This window comes from Enterobacter cloacae complex sp. XAL002, from assembly GCF_049236805.1.
GTDB lineage: Bacteria > Pseudomonadota > Gammaproteobacteria > Enterobacterales > Enterobacteriaceae > Enterobacter > Enterobacter intestinihominis.
The window spans coordinates 185173-210734 of record NZ_JBMKJN010000004.1; the positions used below are offsets into that span (position 1 = coordinate 185173).

Consider the following 25562-nt stretch of genomic DNA (forward strand, 5'->3'; position numbering starts at 1 on the left):
GGTTGCAGACGCAATCACCAAATTCAACATCGATGCAGATAAAGTTAACCCGCGTCTGGCGTAAGAGGTAAAAGAATAATGGCTATCGAAATCAATGTACCGGACATCGGGGCTGATGAAGTTGAAATCACCGAGATCCTGGTCAAAGTAGGCGACAAAGTTGAAGCTGAACAGTCGCTGATCACCGTAGAAGGCGACAAAGCCTCTATGGAAGTCCCGTCTCCTCAGGCTGGCATCGTTAAAGAGATCAAAGTCTCTGTTGGCGATAAAACCGAGACTGGCAAACTGATCATGATTTTCGATTCCGCCGACGGTGCAGCAGCTGCTGCACCTGCGCAGGAAGAGAAGAAAGAAGCCGCTCCTGCTGCTGCTCCAGCAGCGGCCGCGGCAGCGAAAGAAGTAAATGTGCCTGACATCGGCGGTGACGAAGTTGAAGTTACCGAAATCCTGGTGAAAGTGGGCGACACCGTTGCGGCTGAGCAGTCACTGATCACCGTAGAAGGCGACAAAGCCTCTATGGAAGTGCCAGCACCGTTCGCCGGTACCGTTAAAGAGATCAAGATCAACACCGGCGACAAAGTGTCTACCGGCTCGCTGATCATGGTCTTCGAAGTGGCGGGTGCAGCACCTGCCGCTGCGCCTGCTCAGGCTGCTGCTCCGGCTCCGGCCGCTGCACCAGCGGCTGCTGGCGGCGCGAAAGACGTTAACGTACCGGATATCGGCGGTGACGAAGTTGAAGTGACCGAAGTGATGGTGAAAGTGGGCGACAAAGTTGCCGCTGAACAGTCACTGATCACCGTTGAAGGCGACAAAGCTTCTATGGAAGTGCCTGCGCCGTTCGCCGGTACCGTTAAAGAGATCAAAATCAGCACCGGCGACAAAGTGTCTACCGGCTCGCTGATCATGGTCTTCGAAGTGGAAGGCGCAGCGCCTGCCGCCGCTCCGGCTGCCGCGGCTGCTCCGGCACCTGCTGCTGCACCGGCTCAGGCTGCTAAACCTGCTGCTGCCCCTGCTGCTAAAGCAGAAAAATCTGAGTTCGCTGAAAACGACGCTTACGTCCACGCGACTCCGCTGATTCGTCGCCTGGCGCGCGAATTCGGTGTGAACCTGGCGAAAGTGAAGGGCACCGGCCGTAAAGGTCGTATCCTGCGCGAAGACGTTCAGGCTTACGTGAAAGACGCGGTGAAACGCGCCGAAGCTGCACCTGCGGCAGCAGCTGGCGGCGGTATCCCGGGCATGCTGCCATGGCCGAAAGTGGACTTCAGTAAGTTCGGTGAAATCGAAGAAGTGGAGCTGGGCCGTATCCAGAAAATCTCTGGTGCTAACCTGAGCCGTAACTGGGTGATGATCCCGCACGTTACGCACTTCGATAAGACCGATATCACCGATCTGGAAGCGTTCCGTAAACAGCAGAACGCCGAAGCTGAGAAGCGTAAGCTGGACGTGAAGTTCACCCCAGTGGTCTTTATCATGAAGGCCGTTGCCGCTGCCCTTGAGCAGATGCCACGCTTCAACAGCTCCCTGTCCGAAGACGGCCAGAAGCTGACGCTGAAGAAATACATCAACATCGGTGTTGCGGTTGATACGCCAAATGGTCTGGTGGTTCCGGTCTTCAAAGACGTGAACAAGAAGAGCATTACCGAGCTGTCCCGTGAACTGACCACCATCTCCAAAAAAGCGCGTGATGGTAAGCTGACTGCCGGCGAAATGCAGGGCGGCTGCTTCACTATCTCCAGCATCGGCGGCCTGGGTACCACCCACTTCGCGCCGATTGTAAACGCGCCGGAAGTGGCTATCCTCGGTGTGTCCAAGTCCGCGATGGAGCCGGTGTGGAATGGCAAAGAGTTCGTGCCGCGTCTGATGATGCCAATCTCTCTGTCCTTCGACCACCGCGTAATCGACGGGGCTGATGGTGCGCGTTTCATCACCATCATCAACAACACCCTGAGCGACATTCGCCGCCTGGTGATGTAATCGAAAAGCCGGCCAGTCGGCCGGCTTTTTTCTGATAATCTCATGGGGTTTTTGAGGTTATTGGTGAAAGCGATAATTCGTGAGCCGTTTGTTGTTTCAAAATTGTTAACAATTTTGTAAAATACGGGCGGATAGAACGACCCGGTGGACGACGGGTATACATTAAGAGGTCATGATGAGCACAGAAATCAAAACTCAGGTCGTAGTACTTGGGGCAGGCCCGGCAGGTTACTCCGCAGCATTTCGCGCCGCGGATTTAGGTCTGGAAACCGTCATCGTAGAACGTTACAGCACCCTCGGCGGTGTTTGTCTGAACGTCGGCTGTATCCCTTCTAAAGCGCTGCTGCACGTAGCGAAAGTTATCGAAGAAGCCAAAGCGCTGGCTGAACACGGTATCGTCTTCGGCGAGCCGAAAACCGATATCGACAAAATTCGTACCTGGAAAGAGAAAGTTATCACTCAGCTGACCGGCGGTCTGGCGGGTATGGCCAAAGGCCGTAAAGTGAAAGTGGTAAACGGTCTGGGTAAATTCACCGGTGCGAACACCCTGGAAGTGGAAGGCGAAAACGGCAAAACCGTGATCAACTTCGACAACGCGATCATCGCGGCAGGCTCTCGCCCAATCGAACTGCCATTCATTCCACATGAAGATCCACGCGTGTGGGATTCCACCGATGCGCTGGAGCTGAAAACCGTTCCTAAGCGTCTGCTGGTTATGGGCGGCGGTATCATCGGTCTGGAAATGGGTACTGTGTACCATGCGCTGGGTTCAGAGATCGACGTGGTTGAAATGTTCGACCAGGTTATCCCGGCAGCCGACAAAGATATCGTTAAAGTCTTCACCAAACGCATCAGCAAGAAATTCAACCTGATGCTGGAAACCAAAGTGACTGCCGTTGAAGCGAAAGAAGACGGTATTTACGTTTCCATGGAAGGCAAAAAAGCCCCATCCGAACCACAGCGTTACGACGCCGTGCTGGTGGCTATCGGCCGTGTGCCGAACGGTAAAAATCTCGACGCGGGCAAAGCTGGCGTGGAAGTGGACGACCGTGGCTTCATCCGCGTTGACAAACAGCTGCGTACCAACGTGCCGCACATCTTTGCTATTGGCGATATCGTCGGTCAGCCAATGCTGGCGCACAAAGGTGTTCACGAAGGTCATGTTGCCGCTGAAGTTATCGCCGGCATGAAGCACTACTTCGATCCGAAAGTGATCCCATCTATCGCGTATACCGAGCCAGAAGTTGCATGGGTTGGTCTGACTGAGAAAGAAGCGAAAGAGAAAGGCATCAGCTACGAAACTGCCACCTTCCCGTGGGCTGCTTCTGGCCGTGCTATCGCGTCCGACTGCGCAGACGGTATGACCAAACTGATCTTCGACAAAGAGACTCACCGCGTCATCGGTGGTGCGATTGTCGGTACCAACGGCGGCGAGCTGCTGGGTGAAATCGGTCTGGCTATCGAAATGGGCTGCGACGCAGAAGACATCGCGCTGACCATCCACGCACACCCGACTCTGCATGAGTCCGTGGGCCTGGCGGCAGAAGTGTTTGAAGGTAGCATTACCGACCTGCCAAACGCGAAAGCGAAGAAGAAATAAGTTTCTTCTTGATTGCGAAACGCCTCCGAAGGAGGCGTTTTTTTTGGCAGTAATTCCAAATTGCTAACTATTAATGTTAATAAGACAATCAATCAATTATTTATATGCCATTCAGCAAGTGTATTTATAGTTTAAATTATTCCAATTCTTTTTTAAAAGCGATTATATATTTCCAGTATTTTTATTTTTTTCTGATGGTGGTTTAGTTAATTTGACTTAAATTATAAAGAGTGTATTACTGTTCGGGTAAATACTTTACTCCAGAAAGGGTATTATTATGAATAGTAATGAATTAACATCTGATATTCGTGATTTAAAAGTAATGGGGGCCAGAACGCAATCAGGAAGTAGCTGGGCAAGTGCGACGCATAAACTCGTTGCCCTGGATAAAGAAACGCTGCAACCGGTGTGCGTTGACTGGTGGTATGAAGATGAGACCTCATCTCGCTTTACCGGCCCCGTTTTTACTGACACTCGTCCGGATATACGCTTGCTGGCAAATTCCGATGTTTATCGACTGGGGGACGTCATTAATATCAGTAATTTTGGTGGTTCTGGGTCCGCATTAGCGGCCATTAAAAATGACGGTACTGTTGAAGCGTGGGGAATGCCCAAAAATGGTGGTACATCACCAACAAGCGATCGAAATCATAACGTCAGAGCCGTTTTCGGTGGCTGGGATACGTCTGCAGCGGTTAATGCCAATGGTCAGGTATTTACCTGGTCCGTCGATGATGATAACCCTTTACCGGGAAACGTGGCGGCGTTGAATGATATTGTAGATATTAAAGTGGCCCAATATTTTACCGATCAGGGTAATTATACCTATCTGGCATTGCGGGCTAATAACCAAGTGGTGCAGTGGACAGATGGTACTTCACATAATGATTTTCCAGCAGACATTGCCGAGCGTAAAGACTTCATTGCCATCCAGACTACAGAATATGCCTTTGCGGGAATTACCCAAAATGGCCATGTTATTACTTGGGGGGATGCAGCCTATGGTGGTGAGCTGCCGGTTCATCTGAAAGAAGTGAATGATGTGATCACCCTTTATAGCAACTTTGGTGCATTTGTCGCACTCAGAGCTTCAGGCAGTATTTTTTCATGGGGAAGTACCCAGTATGGTGCTGTCATTCCGGATAACATCGCCAGTCTGACGGATATTGTTTCCGTACATTGTACCAGTTCGACTTTTATTGCCTTGAGACAGAACGGCAGCGTCGTGTTTTGGGGACAGGATTATTCTCTGGTCGAGCTTCCGGAGGAGATTGCCAGTCTGACGAATATTATAGATGCCCAGGGGGCAGCTAATGGCAGTTATGCTTTTTTAACTTCTGAAGGCAAAGTGTACTGCTGGGGATCTGCTGCAGATTTTGCAAAAAAGATGCCTGAGGATTTGTCCGATGTGGTTTCTCTGTCCGCTGGGTGGGGGGCTTTTGCCGCGCTTCGCCGTGATGGTTCCGTAGTGGCTTGGGGACATCCTGGGGAGGGTGGTGACACCACGCCCGTTGCAAACGAGCTTTATGATATTCGTGCTATCTATGCCTGCGGCTATCGTTTTTGCGCCCTGCGCAACGATGATCGTCTCTTTGAATGGGGCGAAGAGGCCAGAACAGATATCACAAAGATGCCAGCAGATTTGCAGGGGAATGTTACCTATAGCTTTGTTAAATAATTCACCTGCACTTGCCTGAAAGCATAGACGAAATAAGCCTCTTCAGCTCTGTAAACGCCTCTTTGGAGGTGTTTTCCTCACTTTTTCGCCACTGCAGGCGAAGTGCAATCATGCTATCAAGGCGCAACGGGTTGCCAGGATATATCGGGTCTGTACATGGTCAATGCCTGGGCTTTCCTGGCTGACTCACCGCCGAGATTGCTCTGGTACACCTTGTCATCCTGATTGATCATAAAACTCATCACTCCTGACTGGCCGTAACTGACCGGCCAGGCGATCATTGCAAATCCTTTCTCATCCGGCAGGACGCGGAATCGGTAACCATGGTAACCCGCCCCCGACTGTGGAGGACTGAACGCCGGACCCTGTGGGCTGGGCGTTTCACCGGGAGCGACGGGCCAGTACAGTCCATCCTTTTTACCTTCAGAACTGACTATCTTCTGCGCGTACTTTTGGTTCATCGCAAAATAGCTCTGCTGGGCATCAACATAGGCGTGAAGCGCTTCGATGGCTGCGAGTTCGTTGCGCCCGATTTCGCGGGTCAGGATCTCTTCTGCGGCTTCCTGCATATCAAACTGCCAGCCAGATGCCGTTTTGACCACCGGGATCGGTAGCTGCCAGCCGTTATCGCCCACCACCAGGTGCGCCACGTTGCCACTGATGACGGTTTTATGATGAACGTTCCAGTCGCGCAGGAAGCGATCGACCGCTTCGGGATCAACGCCTTCGGGCGGCAGGAAATCGCGCCAGTTTTCACCGAGCAAATTGTTCATCGCACTTTCGTTTTGCTCGCTGATGGCGCTTGCCAGCGCACTGGTCGCCTGTTCTGGCGAACTGAACGATTGCTGTGCCATGACGGCCGCCGAGACCATGAACAACACCATTCCACTGAGTAATTGACGTTTCATGTCGGCTCCTTTAACGATGACGGAATTCATGGCGTTCAGCGCGTTCACCAGTGAGCTGGCGCGGCTGATGTTGACGAGTAGCGAGCTGCCGGCTTTGCGCCCCGCGCTGCTGCTGGGCTTGCCAGTTCGCGGAGCGGCTGTCGTTGCCGCTCAGGGCATTGGCCCGATGCAGCCTGGCTGGCTGCTGTACCGTCTGTGAAACCCGCTTCTCCTGTCTGTGCATGTCAGTCTGATGATGTACACGCTGCGGCGTGCTCGTCCGTTTTACGGCATGCGGCCTGGTGTCATATCCACGATAGTTATTTCGCTGCGAGATCTGCTTCAACTGTTGCGTTGAGGCCAGACGTTGTGCGTCCCGCGTGGCTGTATGTACTGAGTGTGGGAGGGTTTTACCCGTTGATTTTTCCATCTGGCTGAGAGCGGCCTGGCGCTGGCTGTCGCGATTGACTGGTTTTTGCTGCGTCGCGCTTAGCCCGGTGGCTGTCTGTGTAGAGTGGAAGCGGTTAGCCAGCTGGTTATTCGGGTAAGGCACGCCTTCACGATAGGCAGGATTGTGCTGCCAGGTGTGGTTATTACCGTTCAGGTGCTGCCCGCTGATTCTGTTGAAATTATCCACGTTGATATTGATGTTGTTATCACCGTTGCGGTTATAACCGCCGTGATTGTCCCAGTCATCATCGTGATGATGGTGATCCCAGTCGTCGTCATCCCAGTCAATATTGCTGAAAATGGCGTAGGTTGTAGCGACCCCGAGGCTAAAACCTAATCCTTTAACCAGACTGTCCGCGAATTGCTCGCCGGGTGAGGGCGGAAGATAGACCGGCGGGTAAGCGGTGTTAGGCCAGCTACCATAAACCGTATTTGGGTTATACGTGGGAACATACACCACCTGCGGATCGGCGGATTCAATCTTGATCACCGTTGGGCTGGTAGGCGTTGCGGTTGTCGTGGTTTTTGTCGATGCAGGTTTCGTGACGGTGGTGACCGTCTGCTGCGGTGTGGATTGTAGCGCACCCGTTTGTTGGGCCAGCAGGCGCAGCCGCTGTACGGAATCCATCACATCTTTCGGCTGTGCAAGGAAGGCGTCTCCCAGATTTTGTACCCATGGCGGATTTTCGCCCATCAACGACATCAGCTGAGGAAACGCAACCAGGGATTTTACGCTGGGATCCCACGGCTGGGTGGCTACCGCCTGCAGGGCGGCATCACCCTGCATTTTAGGATTGTCTTTCGACCACTGCGCGGCCTGAATAACATTTGACGGGTAGGTCGACGCCATCAAGATTTGCGACAGCAGGGCATCCGGGTAAAGCGCGACAGGGGCAACCCATTGGTCGATTTGCGCCGCAGTGTAGACCGAGGCAGCGACGGGCGCAGGCTGGGCTACCGGTGCGCCAGGTTGTTGTGTAACCGGAGCAGGCGTAGCAGGTTCCGTTGCGCGACTTTTAACGTACATGACACCCGAGGCGGCAAACAGCCCCGCACTGCAAAGCAGAACAAGAAGATGTGGCTTAAAAGGCAACTTCATAGATTGACTCCAACGAGACGAGTGCAGTGCCGTGAGGCGTTGCTGTTGCCGCGAGTATCATTCACTCGTGTTTTACAGTTTTGACTATTGTTGGGAAACCAACCGGAGCGTCCGGATAAAGAGTGTGAGTATTTATTACACAATTATATCGGATAGCTGAAAAGGCGACGGGAAAGAGGACAAGATTCGCCTCGTCTCCCCGCTACACCATGCTTAACGATTCAGCAAATAATTTAATGTTGCTTTTTTGTAAACAGATTAACACTGTGCAGAAATCCTGCTATGCTGCCCGACGCGGTATCGGGCATTTACCCTACAAACTGCTGTCTCACAGGAGCGTGAAGAGAACGCCCGCCGCATATGACAATGAGAGCGAGGAGAACCGTCGTGCTAGAAGAATACCGTAAGCACGTAGCAGAACGTGCCGCCGAGGGAATTGTACCCAAACCTTTAGATGCAACCCAAATGGCCGCGCTCGTCGAGCTGCTGAAGAACCCGCCTGAGGGCGAAGAAGAATTCCTGTTAGATCTGCTGATCAACCGCGTACCGCCTGGCGTAGATGAAGCTGCCTACGTAAAAGCCGGATTCCTTGCTGCTATCGCCAAAGGCGAAGCCACCTCCCCACTGGTTACTCCTGAAAAAGCCATTGAACTGCTCGGCACCATGCAGGGCGGCTATAACATTCATCCGCTGATTGACGCGCTGGACAACGAAAAGCTGGCACCGATTGCTGCCAAAGCGCTCTCTTCAACGCTGCTGATGTTCGATAACTTCTACGATGTAGAAGAAAAAGCCAAAGCAGGCAACGTTTACGCGAAGCAGGTGATGCAGTCCTGGGCCGATGCCGAATGGTTCCTGAACCGCCCTGCGCTTGCTGAAAAAATTACCGTGACCGTCTTTAAGGTTACCGGTGAAACCAACACCGATGACCTCTCTCCGGCTCCGGACGCGTGGTCTCGTCCTGATATCCCCCTGCACGCCCTGGCGATGCTGAAAAACGCCCGCGAAGGCATCGAGCCGGATCAGCCGGGTAGCGTTGGCCCGATTAAACAGATCGAAGCGCTTCAGGAGAAAGGTTTCCCGCTGGCCTACGTCGGTGATGTGGTTGGTACCGGTTCTTCCCGTAAATCCGCCACCAACTCCGTGCTGTGGTTCATGGGCGACGACATTCCGCACGTGCCGAACAAGCGTGGCGGCGGCCTGTGCCTCGGCGGCAAAATTGCGCCAATCTTCTTCAACACCATGGAAGATGCGGGCGCTCTGCCAATTGAAGTGGACGTGAGCAACCTGAACATGGGCGACGTGATTGACGTTTACCCGTATAAAGGCGAAGTGCGCAACCACGAAACCAACGAACTGTTGGCAAGCTTCGAGCTGAAAACCGACGTGCTGATCGACGAAGTGCGTGCCGGTGGCCGTATTCCGCTGATCATTGGCCGTGGCCTGACCACCAAAGCGCGTGAAGCGCTGGGTCTGCCGCACAGTGACGTGTTCCGTCAGGCGAAAGACGTGGCGGAAAGCAATCGCGGCTTCTCGCTGGCACAGAAAATGGTCGGTCGCGCCTGCGGCGTCGCTGGTATCCGTCCTGGCGCGTACTGCGAGCCGAAAATGACCTCCGTGGGCTCTCAGGACACCACCGGTCCAATGACCCGTGATGAACTGAAAGACCTTGCGTGCCTGGGCTTCTCATCTGACCTGGTGATGCAGTCCTTCTGCCACACTGCGGCATATCCGAAGCCGGTTGACGTCACTACGCACCACACGCTGCCTGACTTCATTATGAACCGTGGCGGTGTCTCCCTGCGTCCGGGCGACGGCGTTATCCACTCCTGGCTGAACCGCATGCTGCTGCCGGATACCGTGGGTACCGGCGGTGACTCTCATACCCGTTTCCCGATTGGTATCTCCTTCCCTGCGGGCTCCGGTCTGGTGGCGTTTGCCGCAGCGACCGGCGTGATGCCTCTCGACATGCCTGAATCCGTGCTGGTGCGCTTCAAAGGCAAAATGCAGCCGGGCATCACTCTGCGCGATCTGGTGCACGCAATCCCGCTGTATGCCATCAAACAGGGTCTGCTGACCGTTGAGAAGAAGGGCAAGAAAAACATCTTCTCTGGCCGCATTCTGGAAATTGAAGGTCTGCCGGATCTGAAAGTTGAGCAGGCGTTCGAGCTGACCGATGCCTCTGCCGAGCGTTCTGCGGCGGGCTGTACCATCAAGCTGAACAAAGAGCCGATTATTGAGTATCTGACCTCCAACATCGTGCTGCTCAAGTGGATGATTGCGGAAGGCTACGGCGACCGCCGTACGCTGGAGCGTCGTATTCAGGGCATGGAAAAATGGCTGGCGGATCCGCAGCTGCTGGAAGCTGACGCTGACGCAGAGTACGCGGCGGTGATCGACATCGATCTGGCGGATATCAAAGAGCCAATCCTGTGTGCGCCAAACGATCCGGACGATGCGCGTCTGCTCTCTGACGTACAGGGCGATAAGATCGACGAAGTGTTCATCGGCTCTTGTATGACCAACATCGGCCACTTCCGTGCTGCCGGTAAGCTGCTGGATACTCACAAAGGCCAGCTGCCGACCCGTCTGTGGGTGGCGCCGCCAACCCGTATGGATGCGGCGCAGCTGACCGAAGAGGGCTACTACAGCGTGTTCGGTAAGAGCGGGGCGCGTATTGAAATTCCGGGCTGCTCCCTGTGCATGGGCAACCAGGCGCGCGTGGCCGACGGTGCGACGGTGGTCTCCACCTCCACCCGTAACTTCCCGAACCGTTTGGGTACCGGGGCGAACGTCTACCTGGCTTCTGCGGAGCTGGCAGCGGTTGCGGCGCTGATTGGCAAACTGCCAACGCCGGAAGAGTACCAGACCTTTGTGGCTCAGGTAGATAAGACGGCGGTGGATACCTATCGCTATCTGAACTTCGACCAGCTCTCTCAGTACACCGAGAAGGCTGACGGGGTGATCTTCCAGACCGCGGTATAAAAAACCAACCCCTCACCCCTAACCCCTCTCCCCAAGGGGCGAGGGGGATTTTATTCCCTCTCCCTTTGGGAGAGGGCCAGGGTGAGGGGTATTTTTTTTATTTTCATTCCTCCCACCTCTCCCGCTTTTTTTCTTCCTCTCTGCTGCGATAATTACCCTAATGGCTTTGCAGAGGAAAACGCTATGGATTACGAATTTTTGCGCGACATCACCGGCGTGGTGAAAGTGCGAATGTCGATGGGGCACGAAGCCGTTGGACACTGGTTTAACGAAGAGGTGAAAGAGAACCTCGCGCTGCTGGATGAAGTCGAACAGGCAGCGGAAACGGTGAAAGGCAGTGAACGCTCCTGGCAACGCGCCGGACACGAATACACCCTGTGGATGGATGGCGAAGAGGTGATGGTGCGTGCCAACCAGCTTGAGTTCTCGGGTGATGAGATGGAAGAGGGGATGAGCTACTACGACGAAGAGAGCCTGTCGCTGTGCGGTGTGGAAGATTTCCTGAAAGTGGTGAACGCCTACCGCGACTTTATGAAACAGAAGTAACTCCCCGAAGCGTCCCTGCTTCGGGCCACGATTACACGGTCGGAATGTTACGGCCGTAGTAAATTTCGCGCATCTCTTTCCAGAGCAGGTCGGTAATGACCTTACGCTCTTCTTCGCTTAAATCTTCCGGCTTCGTGTGGAACATGTAGTGCTTAAGGTCGAATTCCTTAAGTAACATTTTGGTGTGGAAGATATTCTCCTGATAGACGTTCACATCCATCATGTCGTATAGCGACTTCATGTCGTCGGACATGAAGTTCTGAATGGAGTTGATCTCATGATCGATGAAGTGCTTCATGCCGTTGATATCACGGGTAAAACCGCGTACGCGATAATCAATAGTGACGATATCGGATTCCAGCTGGTGGATTAAATAATTCAACGCATTCAGCGGTGAAATCACGCCGCAGGTCGACACTTCAATATCCGCGCGGAAGGTACACAGTCCGCCTTCCGGGTGGCTTTCCGGGTAGGTGTGCACGCAGATATGGCTTTTATCCAGGTGGGCGACAACCACTTCTGGCAGCGGGCCGGGGTGCTCGGTTTTGTCGATAAGCTGCGGGTCAACCGGCTCTTCGCTGACCAGAATGGTGACGCTTGCTCCCTGCGGCTCGTAATCCTGGCGCGCGATATTCAGGATGTTGGCGCCGATAATCGAGCAGGTCTCTGTCAGGATCTCGGTCAGACGGTTGGCGTTGTAGAGTTCATCGATATAGGCGATATAACCATCGCGCTCTTCTGCTGTTTTGGCGTAGCAGATATCGTAAATACAAAAACTCAGGCTTTTGGTCAGATTGTTAAAGCCATGCAGTTTAAGCTTTTTCAATTAGTTCACCTCCTTTGAGGACAGCGCGTCTTGCAGATATTGAGGCAACGCAAAGGCTGCGGTGTGGATCGCCGGGTTGTAGTATCGGCATTTGAGTCCGGCCTGGTGGAAGCGGGCCTGGATAATTTCGGTGGAGAGATGGCGCAGGACGTCGTTATCCGTCGCCCAGGCAAAGGTCATGATCCCGCCGTAGTAAGTGGGGATCGCCGCCTGGTAGAAGCTGACGTCAGCAAAATAGGTGCTCAGCTTACGGTGGCTATCAAGCGCTTCATCCTGTTGCAGGAAGCAAACGCCGTTTTGCGCCACAAAAATCCCGCCAGGCTTCAGGCAGCGCTTGCAGCCTTCGTAAAACGACGAGGTAAACAGCGACGCGCCGGGGCCGATAGGGTCGGTACAGTCAGAGATAATGACATCAAACGTTTGCGTGGTCTGGTTAACAAAATTGACGCCATCGTCGATAACCAGATTAAACCGCGGATCGTCATAGCTGCCAGCATTGTGGTTGGGCAGATACTGGCGGCAGAACGACACCACACCGGCGTCGATTTCCACCATGGTGATGGTTTCGACATTCTGATGACGCGAGACTTCACGCAGCATCGCGCCGTCGCCGCCGCCGATAATCAGCACGTCCTTCGCGTGGCCGTGGGCCAGCAGCGGGACGTGGGTCATCATTTCGTGATAGATAAACTCGTCGCGCTCGGTGGTTTGCACCACGCCGTCCAGCGCCATTACGCGGCCAAAGGCGGCGTTTTCGAAGATTATCAGATCCTGATGAGCGGTTTTCTCATGATAGAGCACGTTATCCACGGCAAAATACTGACCAAACTGGTCATGCAGCGTTTCTTGCCATACCGTTTTTTCGGTCATGGGGAGCACCTCCTTCGTTAGCATCCATTACATCCGGCAGATGGGCGCAACACAACACCGCCGTGAAGCGGTTAGCGGGTCAACAAGGGGCGTCGGGAAGGTTACTTCACGTAGGCGAGCAGGCTGAGTGAATCGCGAGCCAGCGCTTTGCATTTTTTAGCAGTGGGAATGCCAATACCGCTTAAATCACGGTAGCTGTCTTCACCGAGCGCCTTCATGTCGAAGCTGTCGTAGTTGCTGAGGTCCCATTGGTTCTGCTGGGCAAAAAAGACCAGTGCGCGACGAATTTGCCCATTAGGTAAATTCTGGTAACCACAATCGTTTTTCAGAAAAACAAAAACTGCCGTCAGATCGGCCATATCTTCCGCTTCGTTTTCACTTAGCGCGTAACTGTTCGCACACATCGCCATCAGGCTGGCGAACAACATTGTTCTGAAAAACGTCTTCATTGCTTCTACCACTGCATCACGGAAAATTAACGTTAGCATACTTGATGCCAGGCCGACGATCTTTATTATTGCCGCCGTGCTTGACCTTCCGGTAAGGGGAGGGTTTATGCTCAAAAGATCGCCTGCTGGAAATAAGGAAATGCACATGCAACGTCGTGATTTTTTAAAATTTTCTGCCGCGCTGGGGGTTGCCAGCGCGTTACCTCTCTGGAGCCGCGCCGTTTTTGCCGCCGACAGACCTGCTTTACCCATACCTGAATTACTCGCCGCAGATGCCCGCAGCCGCATTCAGCTTGTGGTGCAGGCCGGTAAAACCACGTTCGGTCAGCACGCCGCCACGACGTGGGGTTATAACGGCAATTTGCTCGGCCCGGCGTTGCAGTTACGCAAAGGGAAGGCGGTGACGGTAGACATTCATAACACGTTAGCGCAAGAGACCACGCTGCACTGGCATGGGCTGGAAGTCCCGGGCGAAGTGGATGGGGGGCCTCAGGGCGTCATCAGGCCTGGTGGTAAACGCAGCGTCACCTTTACTCCTGACCAGCGTGCGGCGACCTGCTGGTTCCACCCGCATCAGCATGGCAAAACGGGCCATCAGGTGGCGATGGGGCTGGCCGGTCTGGTGCTGATTGAAGACGATGAAAGCCGCCTGCTGCGCCTGCCAAAACAGTGGGGGATCGACGATGTCCCGGTGATTGTGCAGGACAAAAAATTCAGCGCTGACGGGCAAATTGACTATCAGCTGGACGTAATGAGCGCGGCGGTAGGCTGGTTTGGCGATACGCTGCTGACCAACGGCGCAATCTACCCGCAGCATGCCGCGCCAAAAGGCTGGCTGCGTTTACGCCTGCTAAATGGCTGTAACGCCCGCTCGCTGAACTTCGCCACCAGCGATAAACGCCCGCTGTATGTGGTGGCAAGCGACGGCGGCCTGCTGCCGGAACCGGTGAAGGTGAGCGAGCTGCCGATGCTGATGGGCGAGCGCTTCGAGGTGCTGGTGGATATCAGCGATGGCAAAGCGTTTGACCTGGTGACCCTGCCGGTCAGCCAGATGGGGATGGCCGTTGCGCCGTTTGATAAACCCCATCCGGTCCTGCGCATTCAGCCGCTACAGATCGCCGCTTCCGGTACGCTGCCGGACGCCCTCACCACGCTACCCGCACTCCCGTCGCTGGACGGGCTTACGCAGCGTAAACTTCAGCTCTCCATGGACCCGATGCTCGACATGATGGGCATGCAGGCGCTGATGAAGAAGTACGGCAATCAGGCCATGGCGGGAATGCACCACGGCCAGATGATGGGCCATATGAATATGGACCACGGTAAAATGGGCGGCATGGATCACGGCGGCCATGGTTTCGATTTCCACAACGCCAACCGCATCAACGGCAAAGCGTTCGATATGAACACGCCCATGTTCGCCGCCACGAAAGGGCAGTTTGAACGCTGGGTGATTTCAGGCGAAGGCGACATGATGCTGCACCCGTTCCATATCCACGGCACGCAGTTCCGTATTCTCTCTGAGAACGGTAAAGCGCCGGACGCGCATCGCCGGGGCTGGAAAGATACGGTGAGGGTGGAAGGCGGTGTCAGCGAGGTGCTGGTGAAGTTCGATCACGAAGCGCCGAAAGAGTTTGCCTATATGGCCCACTGCCATCTGCTGGAGCATGAAGATACGGGGATGATGCTGGGCTTTACCGTATAAAAAAAGCCGGGTGGCGGCTTCGCCTTACCCGGCCTACATAGGACACCCGAAAGCCCGGTAAGCGTTAGCGCCACCGGGCTTTTTCATTACTTAGCGTCGTCAGGCAGTGCATACGCGACAATATAGTCGCCCATCTTCGTGCCAAACGAACCGTGACCACCTGCGGAGATGACAACGTACTGCTTGCCATTCACTTCATAGGTCATCGGCGTAGCCTGTCCACCGGCTGGCAGACGGCCTTGCCACAGTTTTTCACCGTTGGTCATGTTGTACGCGCGCAGGTAGTTATCTGCGGTTGCCGCGATGAACAGCACGTTACCGGCGGTGGAGATTGGGCCACCCAGCATTGGCATACCCATATTGAACGGCACTGGAACAGGCATCGGGAACGGCATGCTGTCCTGTGGCGTACCAATACGTTTCTTCCAGACGATCTTGTTGGTCTTCAGATCCAGACCGGAGATGTAACCCCAGGCAGGCTGTTTACACGGCAGACCGAACGGAGAAAGGAACGGATTCAGGGTCACACCATAAGGAACGCCATACTGCGGCTGGATACCGGCTTCGGTACCGCTGCCTTTCGCATCTTTAGGCTGCTCCATTGGGTTACCCGGACCGCGTGGGATCAGACGGGAAACGAACGGCAGCGCCATTGGGTTAGCGATGGCGACCTGACGGTTAGGGTCAACGGAGATCCCACCCCACTCGAACATCCCCAGGTTACCCGGGAAGACCAGCGTGCCCTGCTCTGACGGCGGCGTGAAGATGCCTTCATAGCGCAGCTGGTGGAACATCACGCGGCATACCAGCTGGTCAAACATCGTGGCACCCCACATGTCTGCACCGCTGAGGTCTTTCTCCGGACGGAAACTCAGATCAGAGAACGGCTGCGTTTTGGTGACGTAGTCGCCTTTGGCCGCACCCTGCGGAACCGGTTTTTCCGGCGCAGGAACAACCAGCTTACCGTTGCTGCGATCCAGCACGAAGATGTTGCCGGTTTTGGCCGGGGCGTAAATCACCGGAACGGTTTTACCGTTAACGGTAATGTCCGCCAGCGTCGGCTGGGACGGCATATCCATATCCCACAGATCGTGGTGAACGGTCTGGTAGCTCCATGCCAGTTTACCGGTCGTTGCGTTCAGCGCCACGATGGAGCTGGCGTAACGTTCCTGCTCCGGCGTACGGTTACCGCCCCAGATATCCGGCGTGGTCACGCCCATCGGCAGGTAAACCAGGTCCAGCTTCGCGTCATACGCTGCCGGTGCCCAGGAGTTCGGTGAGTTAAAGGTAAAGGTGTGTTCATCCGATGGGATCGCGTTGGGATCTTTCGCGCCCGGGTCGAAGGCCCACAGCAGTTTACCGGTGTTCACGTCGAAACCACGTATAACGCCGGAGGTTTCGCGGGTAGAGAAGTTATCCGTTACCGAACCGGCAATCACGATGGTTTTATCGGTAATGATTGGCGGGGAGGTCGGCTCATACAGACCCGGCGTAGTGTCCGGCATGTTGGTCTGAAGATTCAGAATGCCTTTGTTAGCGAAGGTTTCGCACAGCTTACCGGTCTCAGCGTTGATGGCAAACAGGCGGCCATCGTTCACCGGCAGCATAATGCGGCGAGGACAGTCGGCAATGACTTCCGGGCTGGCATTATCAGCGCGCGCTTCGTGGTAAGAGACGCCGCGGCAGGTGATGTGCTGGAACGACGGGTTGGAGTTCAGCTGTGGATCAAAGTGCCATTTCTCTTTACCGGTGGCCGCGTCGAGCGCGAACAGACGCTGGTGCGCCGTACACAGGTAGAGCATGTTGCCCACTTTAATCGGGGTCACTTCGTTGGTCAGCTCACCCGGATCGTTCGGCATTTTCAGGTCGCCGGTACGGAATACCCAGGCTTCCTTCAGGTTTTTCACGTTGTCCGCATTGATCTGCTTCAGCGGGGAGTAACGTTGACCTTCCTGATTTCGACCATAGGCTGGCCAGTCGCCGTCAGCCACCTGCGAAATAGCCGCAGCCGGTGTGGATTCAGTGTTCAGCGTACCGTGGATCTCCTGCGGGTCGTTGAATCCGGCCCAGGTCAGGATGCCGCCACTAATCAGCAGGGCAACGACCAGACCGGCTACAGCACCACTGGAAGGGACGATCAGACGACGCCAGACAAACGGCAGGATCAGCCAGATACCGAAGAAGACCAGAATGTCGCTGCGCGGCGTCAATGCCCAGAAGTCGAACCCGACTTCCCAGACGCCCCAGATCATGGTTGCGAGCAGTAACGCTGCGTACAGCCACAGAGCAGATTGTTTTCTGCGTAAAAGCAGGACGGTTACGCCAACCATAACCAGACCCGCAATCGGGTAGTACCAGGAGCCGCCAATCGCGACCAGCCATACGCCACCGATTAACAAATACAGCGCGCAGAATGCGGCAAACGCGGCTGTTAATGTCACCAGTAGACGCGGCTGTTTAGTTTTTGTTTCAGCCATAGAAAAGTACTCGTCAGTTTTGTTAATTATTTGCTAGCAATTAATTATAGGTATTAACAACTGTGATCGGAATCACAAATATTGCTTTTTATAACTCATACGCCAGGGCAATCCATTTACTGGTATAATGGCTGGCTTGCATATCGATGCCGGAGCGAGAGTCATCCGCATTGAGAGATTTTCACTAAAATCATTTGGTTAGTAATATGAAACATACTGTTGAAGTGATGATCCCGGAAGCCGAGATCAAAGCGCGTATCGCCGAACTGGGTCGTCAAATCACCGAACATTACAAGGACAGCGGCAGCGAAATGGTGCTGGTCGGTCTGTTGCGTGGTTCTTTCATGTTCATGGCAGACCTGTGCCGTGAAGTGCAGGTGCCGCACGAGGTCGATTTTATGACCGCCTCCAGTTACGGCAGCGGCATGTCCACAACCCGTGATGTGAAAATCCTGAAAGATCTGGATGAAGATATTCGTGGCAAAGATGTGTTGATTGTTGAGGACATCATCGACTCCGGCAACACGCTCTCTAAAGTGCGTGAGATCCTGAGCCTGCGTGAACCAAAATCACTGGCGATTTGTACCCTGCTGGATAAGCCTGAGCGCCGTGAAGTGCAGGTGCCGGTGGAGTTCGTTGGTTTCTCCATCCCGGACGAATTCGTGGTGGGTTACGGCATTGATTACGCGCAGCGTTATCGCCATCTGCCGTATGTTGGGAAAGTAGTGATTCTGGACGAATAATTGCGGGCTGATGCCCTCACCCCAGCCCTCTCCCACAGGGAGAGGGTGAAAACCCCCGGCTTTGTTATTTATGGTTCACATGCTTAAGCTTGAGGTTGGCAATTCCCGAGCGGTAACGCTGTTCCAGCGTTTCGCGGTTGGTGGCGGTCACTTCCAGATTGCGCAGCAGACCGTCGTGAATACCGTACGCCCAGCCGTGGATGGAGACCTTCTGCCCGCGTTTCCAGGCAGACTGCATAATCGTCGAGTGGCCCAGGTTATAGACCTGCTCCATTACGTTCAGCTCACACAAGGTGTCGAGACGGCGCTCCTGCGGCATTTCGCCCAGCAGTGAGCTATGTTTGAACCAGATATCACGAATGTGCAGCAGCCAGTTATCGATTAACCCCAGCTCTGTGTTTTCGACCGCCGCCTGCACGCCGCCGCAGCCGTAGTGGCCACAAATAATGATGTGCTCAACCTCAAGAACGTCAACGGCGTACTGCACAACCGAAAGGCAGTTGAGATCGGTATGAATAACCAGGTTAGCCACATTGCGGTGAACAAACAGTTCGCCAGGTTCAAGACCCGTCAGACGTTCGGCGGGGACACGGCTGTCAGAACATCCAATCCAGAGAAAGCGCGGGTTCTGCGCTTGCGCGAGTTTTCCAAAAAATCCGGGGTCTTCCTCCACCAGCATTTTTGACCATAGTGCATTGTTGCTGATGAGTGTATCTATGTCGTTCATGGAGGTTAGCGACCTGTAACCAAGTGATTGCGTTGCGCTACTATAGGGTAACCCGACTTTTAATGAAACCACACAACGTGTGTCAGAACTTAAGGTAAGTTGAATTCATGGCGATTGCACTGGAGCTTGAACAGCTCAAAAAAACCTACCCGGGGGGCGTTCAGGCGCTGCGCGGGATAGATCTTAAAGTCGAAGCGGGAGATTTCTACGCGCTTCTGGGGCCGAACGGGGCGGGGAAATCCACCACCATCGGGATCATCAGCTCGCTGGTCAACAAAACCTCCGGCCGCGTCAGCGTGTTTGGCTACGATCTGCAAAAAGATGTGGTCAACGCCAAGCGTCAGCTGGGGCTGGTGCCGCAGGAGTTCAACTTCAACCCGTTTGAGACGGTACAGCAGATTGTTGTTAACCAGGCGGGTTATTATGGCGTTGAGCGCAAAGAGGCGCTTGAGCGCAGCGAAAAGTATCTGAAACAGCTCGACCTGTGGGAGAAGCGTAACGAACGCGCGCGGATGTTGTCCGGGGGGATGAAGCGCCGCCTGATGATTGCCCGCGCGCTGATGCACGAGCCAAAGCTGCTTATCCTTGATGAGCCTACTGCTGGCGTGGATATTGAACTGCGTCGCTCCATGTGGGGTTTCCTGAAAGATCTGAACGATAAAGGCACCACCATCATTCTGACCACGCACTACCTGGAAGAGGCGGAAATGCTGTGCCGCAATATCGGCATCATTCAGCACGGTGAGCTGGTGGAAAACACCTCGATGAAGAATCTGCTCTCCAAGCTCAAATCAGAGACCTTTATCCTCGATCTGGCGGCGAAAAGCGCGCTGCCGAAACTGGAGGGCTACAACTATCGCCTGGTCGATACCTCGACGCTGGAGGTAGAAGTGCTGCGCGAGCAGGGTATCAACAGCGTGTTCTCACAGTTGAGTGCGCAGGGCATTCAGGTATTAAGCATGCGTAACAAAGCAAACCGACTGGAAGAGCTGTTTGTCTCTCTGGTGCACGACAAACAAGGAGACAAGGCATGACGCATCTTTACTGGGTCGCGCTGAAAAGCATCTGGGCAAAAGAGATTAACCGCTTTATGCGTATCTGGGTGCAAACCCTGGTGCCGCCGGTGATCACCATGACGCTCTACTTCATCATTTTCGGTAACCTGATTGGCTCCCGCATTGGTGAGATGCACGGTTTTACCTATATGCAGTTTATCGTGCCGGGCCTGATCATGATGGCGGTGATCACCAACGCTTACGCGAACGTGGCGTCGTCGTTCTTTAGCGCCAAGTTCCAGCGCAACATTGAAGAGCTACTGGTGGCCCCGGTGCCAACGCATGTGATCATCGCCGGTTACGTGGGCGGCGGCGTAGCGCGCGGGCTGTGCGTGGGGATTCTGGTGACGGCGATTTCGTTGTTCTTCGTCCCGTTCCAGGTGCATTCGTGGCTGTTCGTGGCGCTCACATTATTGCTGACGGCGATCCTGTTCTCCCTCGCCGGGCTGCTGAACGCGGTGTTTGCTAAAACGTTTGATGACATCAGCCTGATCCCGACCTTCGTGCTGACGCCGCTGACCTATCTGGGCGGGGTGTTTTACTCCCTGACGCTGTTGCCGCCGTTCTGGCAGGCGCTGTCGCACCTGAACCCGATTGTCTACATGATCAGCGGCTTCCGCTTTGGCTTCCTCGGCATTGCCGATGTCCCGCTGTTCACCACCGTTGTGGTGCTGGTGGTGTTTATCGTGGCATTCTATCTGCTGTGCTGGTATCTGATCCAGCGCGGACGCGGGCTGCGTAGCTAACCTTCTGCCCGGCGACGTTCTGTTTGCCGGGCACTTTCTTTGACAGTTATCACCGTAAACTAACCTTCACCTGGATAAACTACTCGCCTGCTAAGGAGAGACGTTATGCTGGGATGGGTGATCACCTGCCACGATGAAGAGGCACAGGAAATGCTGCTTAAGCTGGAGGCCCGATTTGGCCCCCTGGCGCAATGTCGTGCGGTAAATTACTGGCGAGGGCTGAGCACCAATATGCTCAGCCGGATGATGTGTGACGCGCTGCATGAAACCGACACCGGCGATGGCGTGATTTTTCTCACTGACAGATCCGGCGCGGCGCCATACCGTGCGGCTGCCCTAATGAGCCATAAGCACGATAACTGTGAAGTAATCTCCGGTATCAGCCTGCCTTTACTCGAAGCGATGTATCCGCTGCGCGCAACGTTGAGCAGCGCTGAGTTTCGTCACGCCATTGTGGCGCAGGGCTCGCCGGGCGTGAGCAGCTTGTGGCACCAGCAGCAGAAGAACCCGCCTTTTGTTCTGCTTCACGATCTGTATAAGCATTAAACATTGGTATTGATGCCGCTTTTGTTACAATGGCGGCTGATTTTCTGTGTCGATTTATATTCCATGCTCAAGCGCGTTATCTTTGTCCTTCTGCTCGTGGTTTCCGGTGGTGCGTCTGCCAGCCTGACCAGCCAGCAAGGCCTTCCTGCTCAGTATATGCAAACCACCGAAGATGCGGCCATCTGGGCGCAGGTGGGAAATGCCGTTGTGAATGTGGGGAATGTCCGCGCCGGGCAGATCCTCGCTGTCTTTCCGGCCGCGGCGGATTACTATGAATTTCGTTTCGGATTCGGTACGGGGTTTATTGATAAAGACCACCTTGAAAAAGTTCAGGGCAAACAACGGGTTGAGGATAGTTTGGGTGACTTGAACAAGCCGCTCAGTAATCAAAACCTCATTACCTGGAAAGACACGCCGGTGTATAACGCCCCCAGCAGCGGAAGCGCGCCCTTTGGCACCTTAAGCGCTAATCTTCGCTATCCGATTCTGAATAAGCTGAAAGACCGCCTGAACCAGACCTGGTTCCAGATCCGTATCGGTAATCGTCTGGCATGGGTAAGCAGCCTGGATGCGCAGGAAGATAACGGGCTACCGGTTCTGACCTACCATCATATTTTGCGTGATGAAGAGAACACCCGTTTTCGACATACCTCCACGACGACCAGCGTACGTGCGTTTAATAATCAGATGGCCTGGTTACGCGATCAGGGCTACACCACGCTGACGATGTACCAGCTTGAAGGGTACGTGCGTAACAAGATGAACCTGCCCGCGAAAGCGGTGGTGATCACCTTTGATGATGGCCTCAAATCGGTGAGCCGCTATGCGTATCCGGTGCTGAAAGAATATGGCTTCAACGCGACGGCGTTTATAATTTCATCCCGAATCAAAGGCCATCCGCAGAAGTGGGATCCAAAATCGCTGCAGTTTATGAGCGTTCAGGAAATTAAGGGCATCCAGGATGTGTTCGACATTCAGTCTCACACTCATTTCCTGCATCGCGTGGATGGCTATAAACACCCCATCCTGTTGAGCCGTAGCTATCACGTGATCCTGTTTGATTTTGAACGCTCACGTCGTGCACTGGCTCAGTTCAACCCGCGCGTATTGTATGTGTCGTATCCATTTGGCGGCTATGACAATAAAGCGATAAAGGCAGCGAATGAGGCTGGTTTTCATATGGCAGTGACGACGATGAAGGGGAAGGTGAAGCCGGGGGATAATCCGTTCCTGTTGAAGCGTTTGTATATCTTAAGAACGGACTCACTGGAGACGATGTCGCGGCTGATCAGTAATCAGCCGCAGGGATAGCGGTTAATCGTATGAAAGGGTGAATACGCCGGTGGCTTTAAACGACCCCGGTTTCACTGTGTTTCCGTTTGCTACCAGTTGAGCAACATAATTAATTTGCTTGGATTCAGGGGTTTGGTAATCCGTTATGACATAGGATGAGTCAGGATTATTCGGCAGAAGTTGAGAGGTTCCGTTATACATGATTTTCACGCCTGCGCCTTCAGCTCCGGACGAAAGCGTATTACCAAGAAGATCATTATTTTTTCCGGTTAGCTTTGAGGTGGTGAGTTTGGTTGTGATATTTGCCACACCGGTACAATTGCTTAAGCTAATGGAAAAAGGGATATCCTTAACCCGATTGTTTTTAATGTCTGAAACATAATATTCTCCCAGGTTAACATTATTAGTACCATCCGATAGCATGGCCATGTCGCAGGTTGGAAGAACGATCGGGATCTGGAATGAGTCCTCGTTGACCACAAATGTCCATGGTCGGTTGTTAGTATCATCTGGATTACCAATAGCCATTTTACCCAGAGTGCCGGGTTTGGGTCTGATTGCGGTTTCTTTGTTCGGGTTGCCTCTGTAACCTTCATCAATATAAATTTGAACTGAGGTGTTTATCCATTTTCTATCCCAGGGGTCAGACTTACCTGAGGATGCAACGGTAGTCCAGCCAGTAGTATTCATAGCGAAGTAACCACCCATGCCTCCATCGCTTTCTGCGGTGTGCACCCTTACGGAATAATAAATCCCCGGAATATTTGTTTCAAACATAGCCCTGCCATAACTGCTCCCCATCAGCAAGGTCGGGTTTGTTTGTGACACGAGGTTAAAACCATCGTCCCCCATACCACATTCGGCCTGAATGCCTGGTGTCAGGTTAACGTTAAAAAGAGTACTGGCATAATTACCCGGAGGGGGAAGACGTACGGTGCCACCTGAGTAGTCAGAATTGATCAGCGTGGTTGTGCCGCCTTTTCCATTATTCATGCGGCACTCATCTGCCCAGCAGGAGTGGCTGAGGGTTAATAACGCGCTCGCCATGGCAAACGCCATTGTGCCTTTCACGTTGAAACCCTGTCTTATAAAGTTGAACATTCTCATCCTTTTTCCTGTTCTGATTATTATTCGTAAGTGACGTCAACCAATACTTTACTGGTAACGACACCACCAGCCACTACGCCAATATTTTGATATCGGGCATAGAACTGATAATCCGTTAAAAATGCAGTATCCTGACCGCTTACGTCATAAGTGATTTTTGACGTGCCGTCGTTGTTTAAAACATTCTTTTTATATTTTTCTGAGAAAACGACGACGCCGACATTTTTTGCCGCGCCTGCGGCGGTATCATCACTTTTGAAAACCTGATTTTGTCCTGGCCAGAAACCCGACTGCGGCGAAAAGCTAAAACTCAGCTTTTTAGCCGTACCGCTGTCTCCATAGCAATCATCTACATGGATCTTAAAAGGCGTACCGCCTGCATCATCGGTTGCAGTAAAACGATCGCTACCATCCGGGTTATAAAACCAACTGCGCATCGCATTGGGGAGATAAATTTCGCCGTCATTTTCCACGGTCATCTTACAGGTGCTATTAACAATGTTAGCGGTAATATTTACGTCTAATCCTGAGCTTGCCTGGCTTACGCCAGGCAAGATGCCACCAGCCAAGCCCATAAGCAACACAAGACCGGGCTGGTATAAAGTGAACGGTGATTGTTGCATACTGGTTCCTGGTCTTATGGATAAGCGATAGTAAACGTGACTGGCGCAGTAACCGCCCCCGCGCCTACATCAGCAATGGTTTGGCCTTGCCCGATAACGATACGGGAATTCATCGGGAATTCACCGGTACCATCAGTAATGGTGACATCCTTAGCAGCCGGAGGCGTGTTACAGCTCATAAGCTCGCCAGTATCGACAACACCCGACCAGATCTCAAAGCCCGTTGCTAAGCCGCCAGAGTAAGAATCACCCGTCTTGTTGACGCCACTGCATTCACCACCAGCGCCTTTCGCAGCGGACACCGTTGCCTTGGTTACTCCAGAACAGTTGGTGAAACTAATCTTGAGCGGCTCGACTCGGGTTTTGTTCACCAGATCGGATTTGTATACGTCGCCGAACGCAATTTCAGTGGAGGCTGTGCCTGCATCGTTAAGTACTTTTGCGGTACATGTGCCTGATACAATTTTTGATTTAATCGTTAATTCGACACTAGGGGTGCCTGTAATAGCTGCGCTTGCCATTCCCGAGAACAGAAGAGCAGAAACGGACAGGGCGATAAAAGTAGAATTGAATTTCATAATGTTGCTCCGTTTTCCTGCACTAATCACTCGTAGATAAATTCAAAGGTCGCCACGGCCTGAAAATCACCTATGGTCATCCTGTTTTCCTGTGTTTCACGTAAGGTGGCCACCAGAGCAACTTCCTTATTCTGGATTTCTGTTGGACTCCAGACCAGGCGCTCGTTATCGTCCTCAGAGTTAATGATAAACGGGGCATCCGGTGCGCTGGCTCTGGCAATCTCAACAGCAGAGAAGTCTGCACCTCCGTCGATTTTTTGTATTTGGTTAACAAGGCCTGAGTATAAATATCCAGATCTTGTTCCCGATACTTTGGTTTTCAATGAGGTCAGTGATGCCGGGCATTCAACGAGCACGATTTTGAAATTGGCATTTGCCGTTCCGGCTTTGACATCATCTAAACGTACCTGACCGTTATTACCGATAGTCAGCGTTTGCTGCGTATCTGAACCCGTACCGCCGACCAGTTTCATATCGCAGGTGGTTTCGCGGATATTGGCAGTAAAGTCAACATTGAGATCGGCTGCCGCAGCAGAACCTGACATCGCTAACATTGCTAATGCGATTAATGAATAACCGCAATGATTTTTCTTCATAT

The 25562-nt window shown here is 53.4% G+C and carries 22 protein-coding genes; 11 read left to right on the plus strand and 11 right to left on the minus strand.

Features of this window, described 5'->3' with window-relative positions; genetic code table 11:
* The first annotated feature begins 78 nt into the window (after positions 1 to 78).
* The 3 genes from aceF (at position 79) to ACOT0L_RS05460 (ending at position 5252) form a co-directional block, all read left to right on the plus strand.
* Positions 79 to 1974: a pyruvate dehydrogenase complex dihydrolipoyllysine-residue acetyltransferase gene (aceF, locus tag ACOT0L_RS05450; RefSeq protein ID WP_022647065.1), complete on the plus strand. Its 1896-nt coding sequence runs from the start codon at positions 79 to 81 to the stop codon at positions 1972 to 1974.
* 175 nt (positions 1975 to 2149) lie between these two features.
* Positions 2150 to 3574 carry a dihydrolipoyl dehydrogenase gene (gene lpdA / locus ACOT0L_RS05455; protein WP_003856313.1) on the plus strand — a complete coding sequence of 475 codons (1425 nt, stop codon included), beginning with the start codon at positions 2150 to 2152 and terminating at the stop codon, positions 3572 to 3574.
* 277 nt (positions 3575 to 3851) lie between these two features.
* Positions 3852 to 5252 (plus strand): hypothetical protein, encoded by a 1401-nt coding sequence (locus ACOT0L_RS05460; RefSeq protein ID WP_260473304.1) that lies wholly within the window; start codon positions 3852 to 3854, stop codon positions 5250 to 5252.
* Positions 5253 to 5368: 116 nt separating this feature from the next.
* On the opposite strand, the gene ACOT0L_RS05465 is transcribed toward ACOT0L_RS05460, so the two are convergent.
* Complete coding sequence (locus ACOT0L_RS05465; protein ID WP_368995154.1) at positions 5369 to 6160, minus strand: DUF2950 family protein; 792 nt, start codon at positions 6158 to 6160, stop codon at positions 5369 to 5371.
* Between the two features lie 10 nt (positions 6161 to 6170).
* Positions 6171 to 7688: a DUF3300 domain-containing protein gene (locus ACOT0L_RS05470; protein WP_126502810.1), complete on the minus strand. Its 1518-nt coding sequence runs from the start codon at positions 7686 to 7688 to the stop codon at positions 6171 to 6173.
* A 387-nt stretch (positions 7689 to 8075) separates the two neighbouring features.
* Between ACOT0L_RS05470 and acnB the strand changes: the two genes are divergently transcribed.
* Positions 8076 to 10673, plus strand: a complete 2598-nt coding sequence (acnB, locus tag ACOT0L_RS05475) for a bifunctional aconitate hydratase 2/2-methylisocitrate dehydratase (protein WP_022647068.1) — start codon at positions 8076 to 8078, stop codon at positions 10671 to 10673.
* A gap of 183 nt (positions 10674 to 10856) precedes the next feature.
* On the plus strand, positions 10857 to 11219 hold the full coding sequence (gene yacL, locus ACOT0L_RS05480) for a protein YacL (protein ID WP_022647069.1): 363 nt from the start codon (positions 10857 to 10859) through the stop codon (positions 11217 to 11219).
* Between the two features lie 31 nt (positions 11220 to 11250).
* On the opposite strand, the gene speD is transcribed toward yacL, so the two are convergent.
* From speD to ACOT0L_RS05495, 3 genes are all read right to left on the minus strand, one after another.
* Positions 11251 to 12045 (minus strand): adenosylmethionine decarboxylase, encoded by a 795-nt coding sequence (speD, locus tag ACOT0L_RS05485; protein ID WP_022647070.1) that lies wholly within the window; start codon positions 12043 to 12045, stop codon positions 11251 to 11253.
* A complete protein-coding gene (speE, locus tag ACOT0L_RS05490) occupies positions 12046 to 12915 on the minus strand; it encodes a polyamine aminopropyltransferase (RefSeq protein WP_032625520.1) in 870 nt (289 codons plus the stop codon).
* A 101-nt stretch (positions 12916 to 13016) separates the two neighbouring features.
* Complete coding sequence (locus ACOT0L_RS05495; protein ID WP_126502855.1) at positions 13017 to 13364, minus strand: YacC family pilotin-like protein; 348 nt, start codon at positions 13362 to 13364, stop codon at positions 13017 to 13019.
* A gap of 145 nt (positions 13365 to 13509) precedes the next feature.
* On the opposite strand from ACOT0L_RS05495, the gene cueO reads away from it, so the two are divergent.
* On the plus strand, positions 13510 to 15069 hold the full coding sequence (cueO, locus tag ACOT0L_RS05500) for a multicopper oxidase CueO (protein ID WP_032625523.1): 1560 nt from the start codon (positions 13510 to 13512) through the stop codon (positions 15067 to 15069).
* 86 nt (positions 15070 to 15155) lie between these two features.
* Here the strand turns inward: cueO and ACOT0L_RS05505 are convergent, their stop codons facing one another.
* Positions 15156 to 17546, minus strand: coding sequence for a glucose/quinate/shikimate family membrane-bound PQQ-dependent dehydrogenase (locus ACOT0L_RS05505; protein ID WP_023299340.1), 2391 nt, complete (start codon positions 17544 to 17546; stop codon positions 15156 to 15158).
* A gap of 206 nt (positions 17547 to 17752) precedes the next feature.
* Here ACOT0L_RS05505 and hpt point away from each other — a divergent pair, with 206 nt between their 5' ends.
* On the plus strand, positions 17753 to 18289 hold the full coding sequence (gene hpt, locus ACOT0L_RS05510) for a hypoxanthine phosphoribosyltransferase (protein ID WP_003856303.1): 537 nt from the start codon (positions 17753 to 17755) through the stop codon (positions 18287 to 18289).
* Positions 18290 to 18353: 64 nt separating this feature from the next.
* Here hpt and can read toward each other — a convergent pair whose 3' ends face one another.
* Entirely contained in the window at positions 18354 to 19016 is a 663-nt protein-coding gene (can, locus tag ACOT0L_RS05515) for a carbonate dehydratase (RefSeq protein ID WP_003856301.1), read from the minus strand.
* Positions 19017 to 19123: 107 nt separating this feature from the next.
* On the opposite strand from can, the gene ACOT0L_RS05520 reads away from it, so the two are divergent.
* The 4 genes from ACOT0L_RS05520 (at position 19124) to ACOT0L_RS05535 (ending at position 22674) form a co-directional block, all read left to right on the plus strand.
* Positions 19124 to 20050: an ABC transporter ATP-binding protein gene (locus tag ACOT0L_RS05520; RefSeq protein WP_003856300.1), complete on the plus strand. Its 927-nt coding sequence runs from the start codon at positions 19124 to 19126 to the stop codon at positions 20048 to 20050.
* Complete coding sequence (locus ACOT0L_RS05525; protein WP_022647074.1) at positions 20047 to 20817, plus strand: ABC transporter permease; 771 nt, start codon at positions 20047 to 20049, stop codon at positions 20815 to 20817. The genes ACOT0L_RS05520 and ACOT0L_RS05525 overlap by 4 nt, the downstream gene beginning before the upstream one ends.
* 105 nt (positions 20818 to 20922) lie before the next feature.
* Complete coding sequence (locus ACOT0L_RS05530) at positions 20923 to 21363, plus strand: PTS sugar transporter subunit IIA (protein ID WP_022647075.1); 441 nt, start codon at positions 20923 to 20925, stop codon at positions 21361 to 21363.
* A gap of 63 nt (positions 21364 to 21426) precedes the next feature.
* Entirely contained in the window at positions 21427 to 22674 is a 1248-nt protein-coding gene (locus ACOT0L_RS05535) for a polysaccharide deacetylase family protein (RefSeq protein WP_032621335.1), read from the plus strand.
* A gap of 3 nt (positions 22675 to 22677) precedes the next feature.
* On the opposite strand, the gene ACOT0L_RS05540 is transcribed toward ACOT0L_RS05535, so the two are convergent.
* From ACOT0L_RS05540 to ACOT0L_RS05555, 4 genes are read right to left on the minus strand one after another with little or no spacing between them, the layout of a single operon-like run.
* Complete coding sequence (locus ACOT0L_RS05540; RefSeq protein WP_050483641.1) at positions 22678 to 23763, minus strand: fimbrial protein; 1086 nt, start codon at positions 23761 to 23763, stop codon at positions 22678 to 22680.
* Between the two features lie 20 nt (positions 23764 to 23783).
* The gene (locus tag ACOT0L_RS05545; protein ID WP_126502809.1) at positions 23784 to 24386 is read right to left on the minus strand and encodes a fimbrial-like protein; all 603 of its coding nucleotides are present in this window, start codon (positions 24384 to 24386) and stop codon (positions 23784 to 23786) included.
* A 14-nt stretch (positions 24387 to 24400) separates the two neighbouring features.
* Entirely contained in the window at positions 24401 to 24964 is a 564-nt protein-coding gene (locus ACOT0L_RS05550; RefSeq protein ID WP_023299346.1) for a hypothetical protein, read from the minus strand.
* A 26-nt stretch (positions 24965 to 24990) separates the two neighbouring features.
* A complete protein-coding gene (locus ACOT0L_RS05555) occupies positions 24991 to 25560 on the minus strand; it encodes a fimbrial protein (protein WP_126502854.1) in 570 nt (189 codons plus the stop codon).
* Between the last annotated feature and the right edge of the window lie 2 nt (positions 25561 to 25562).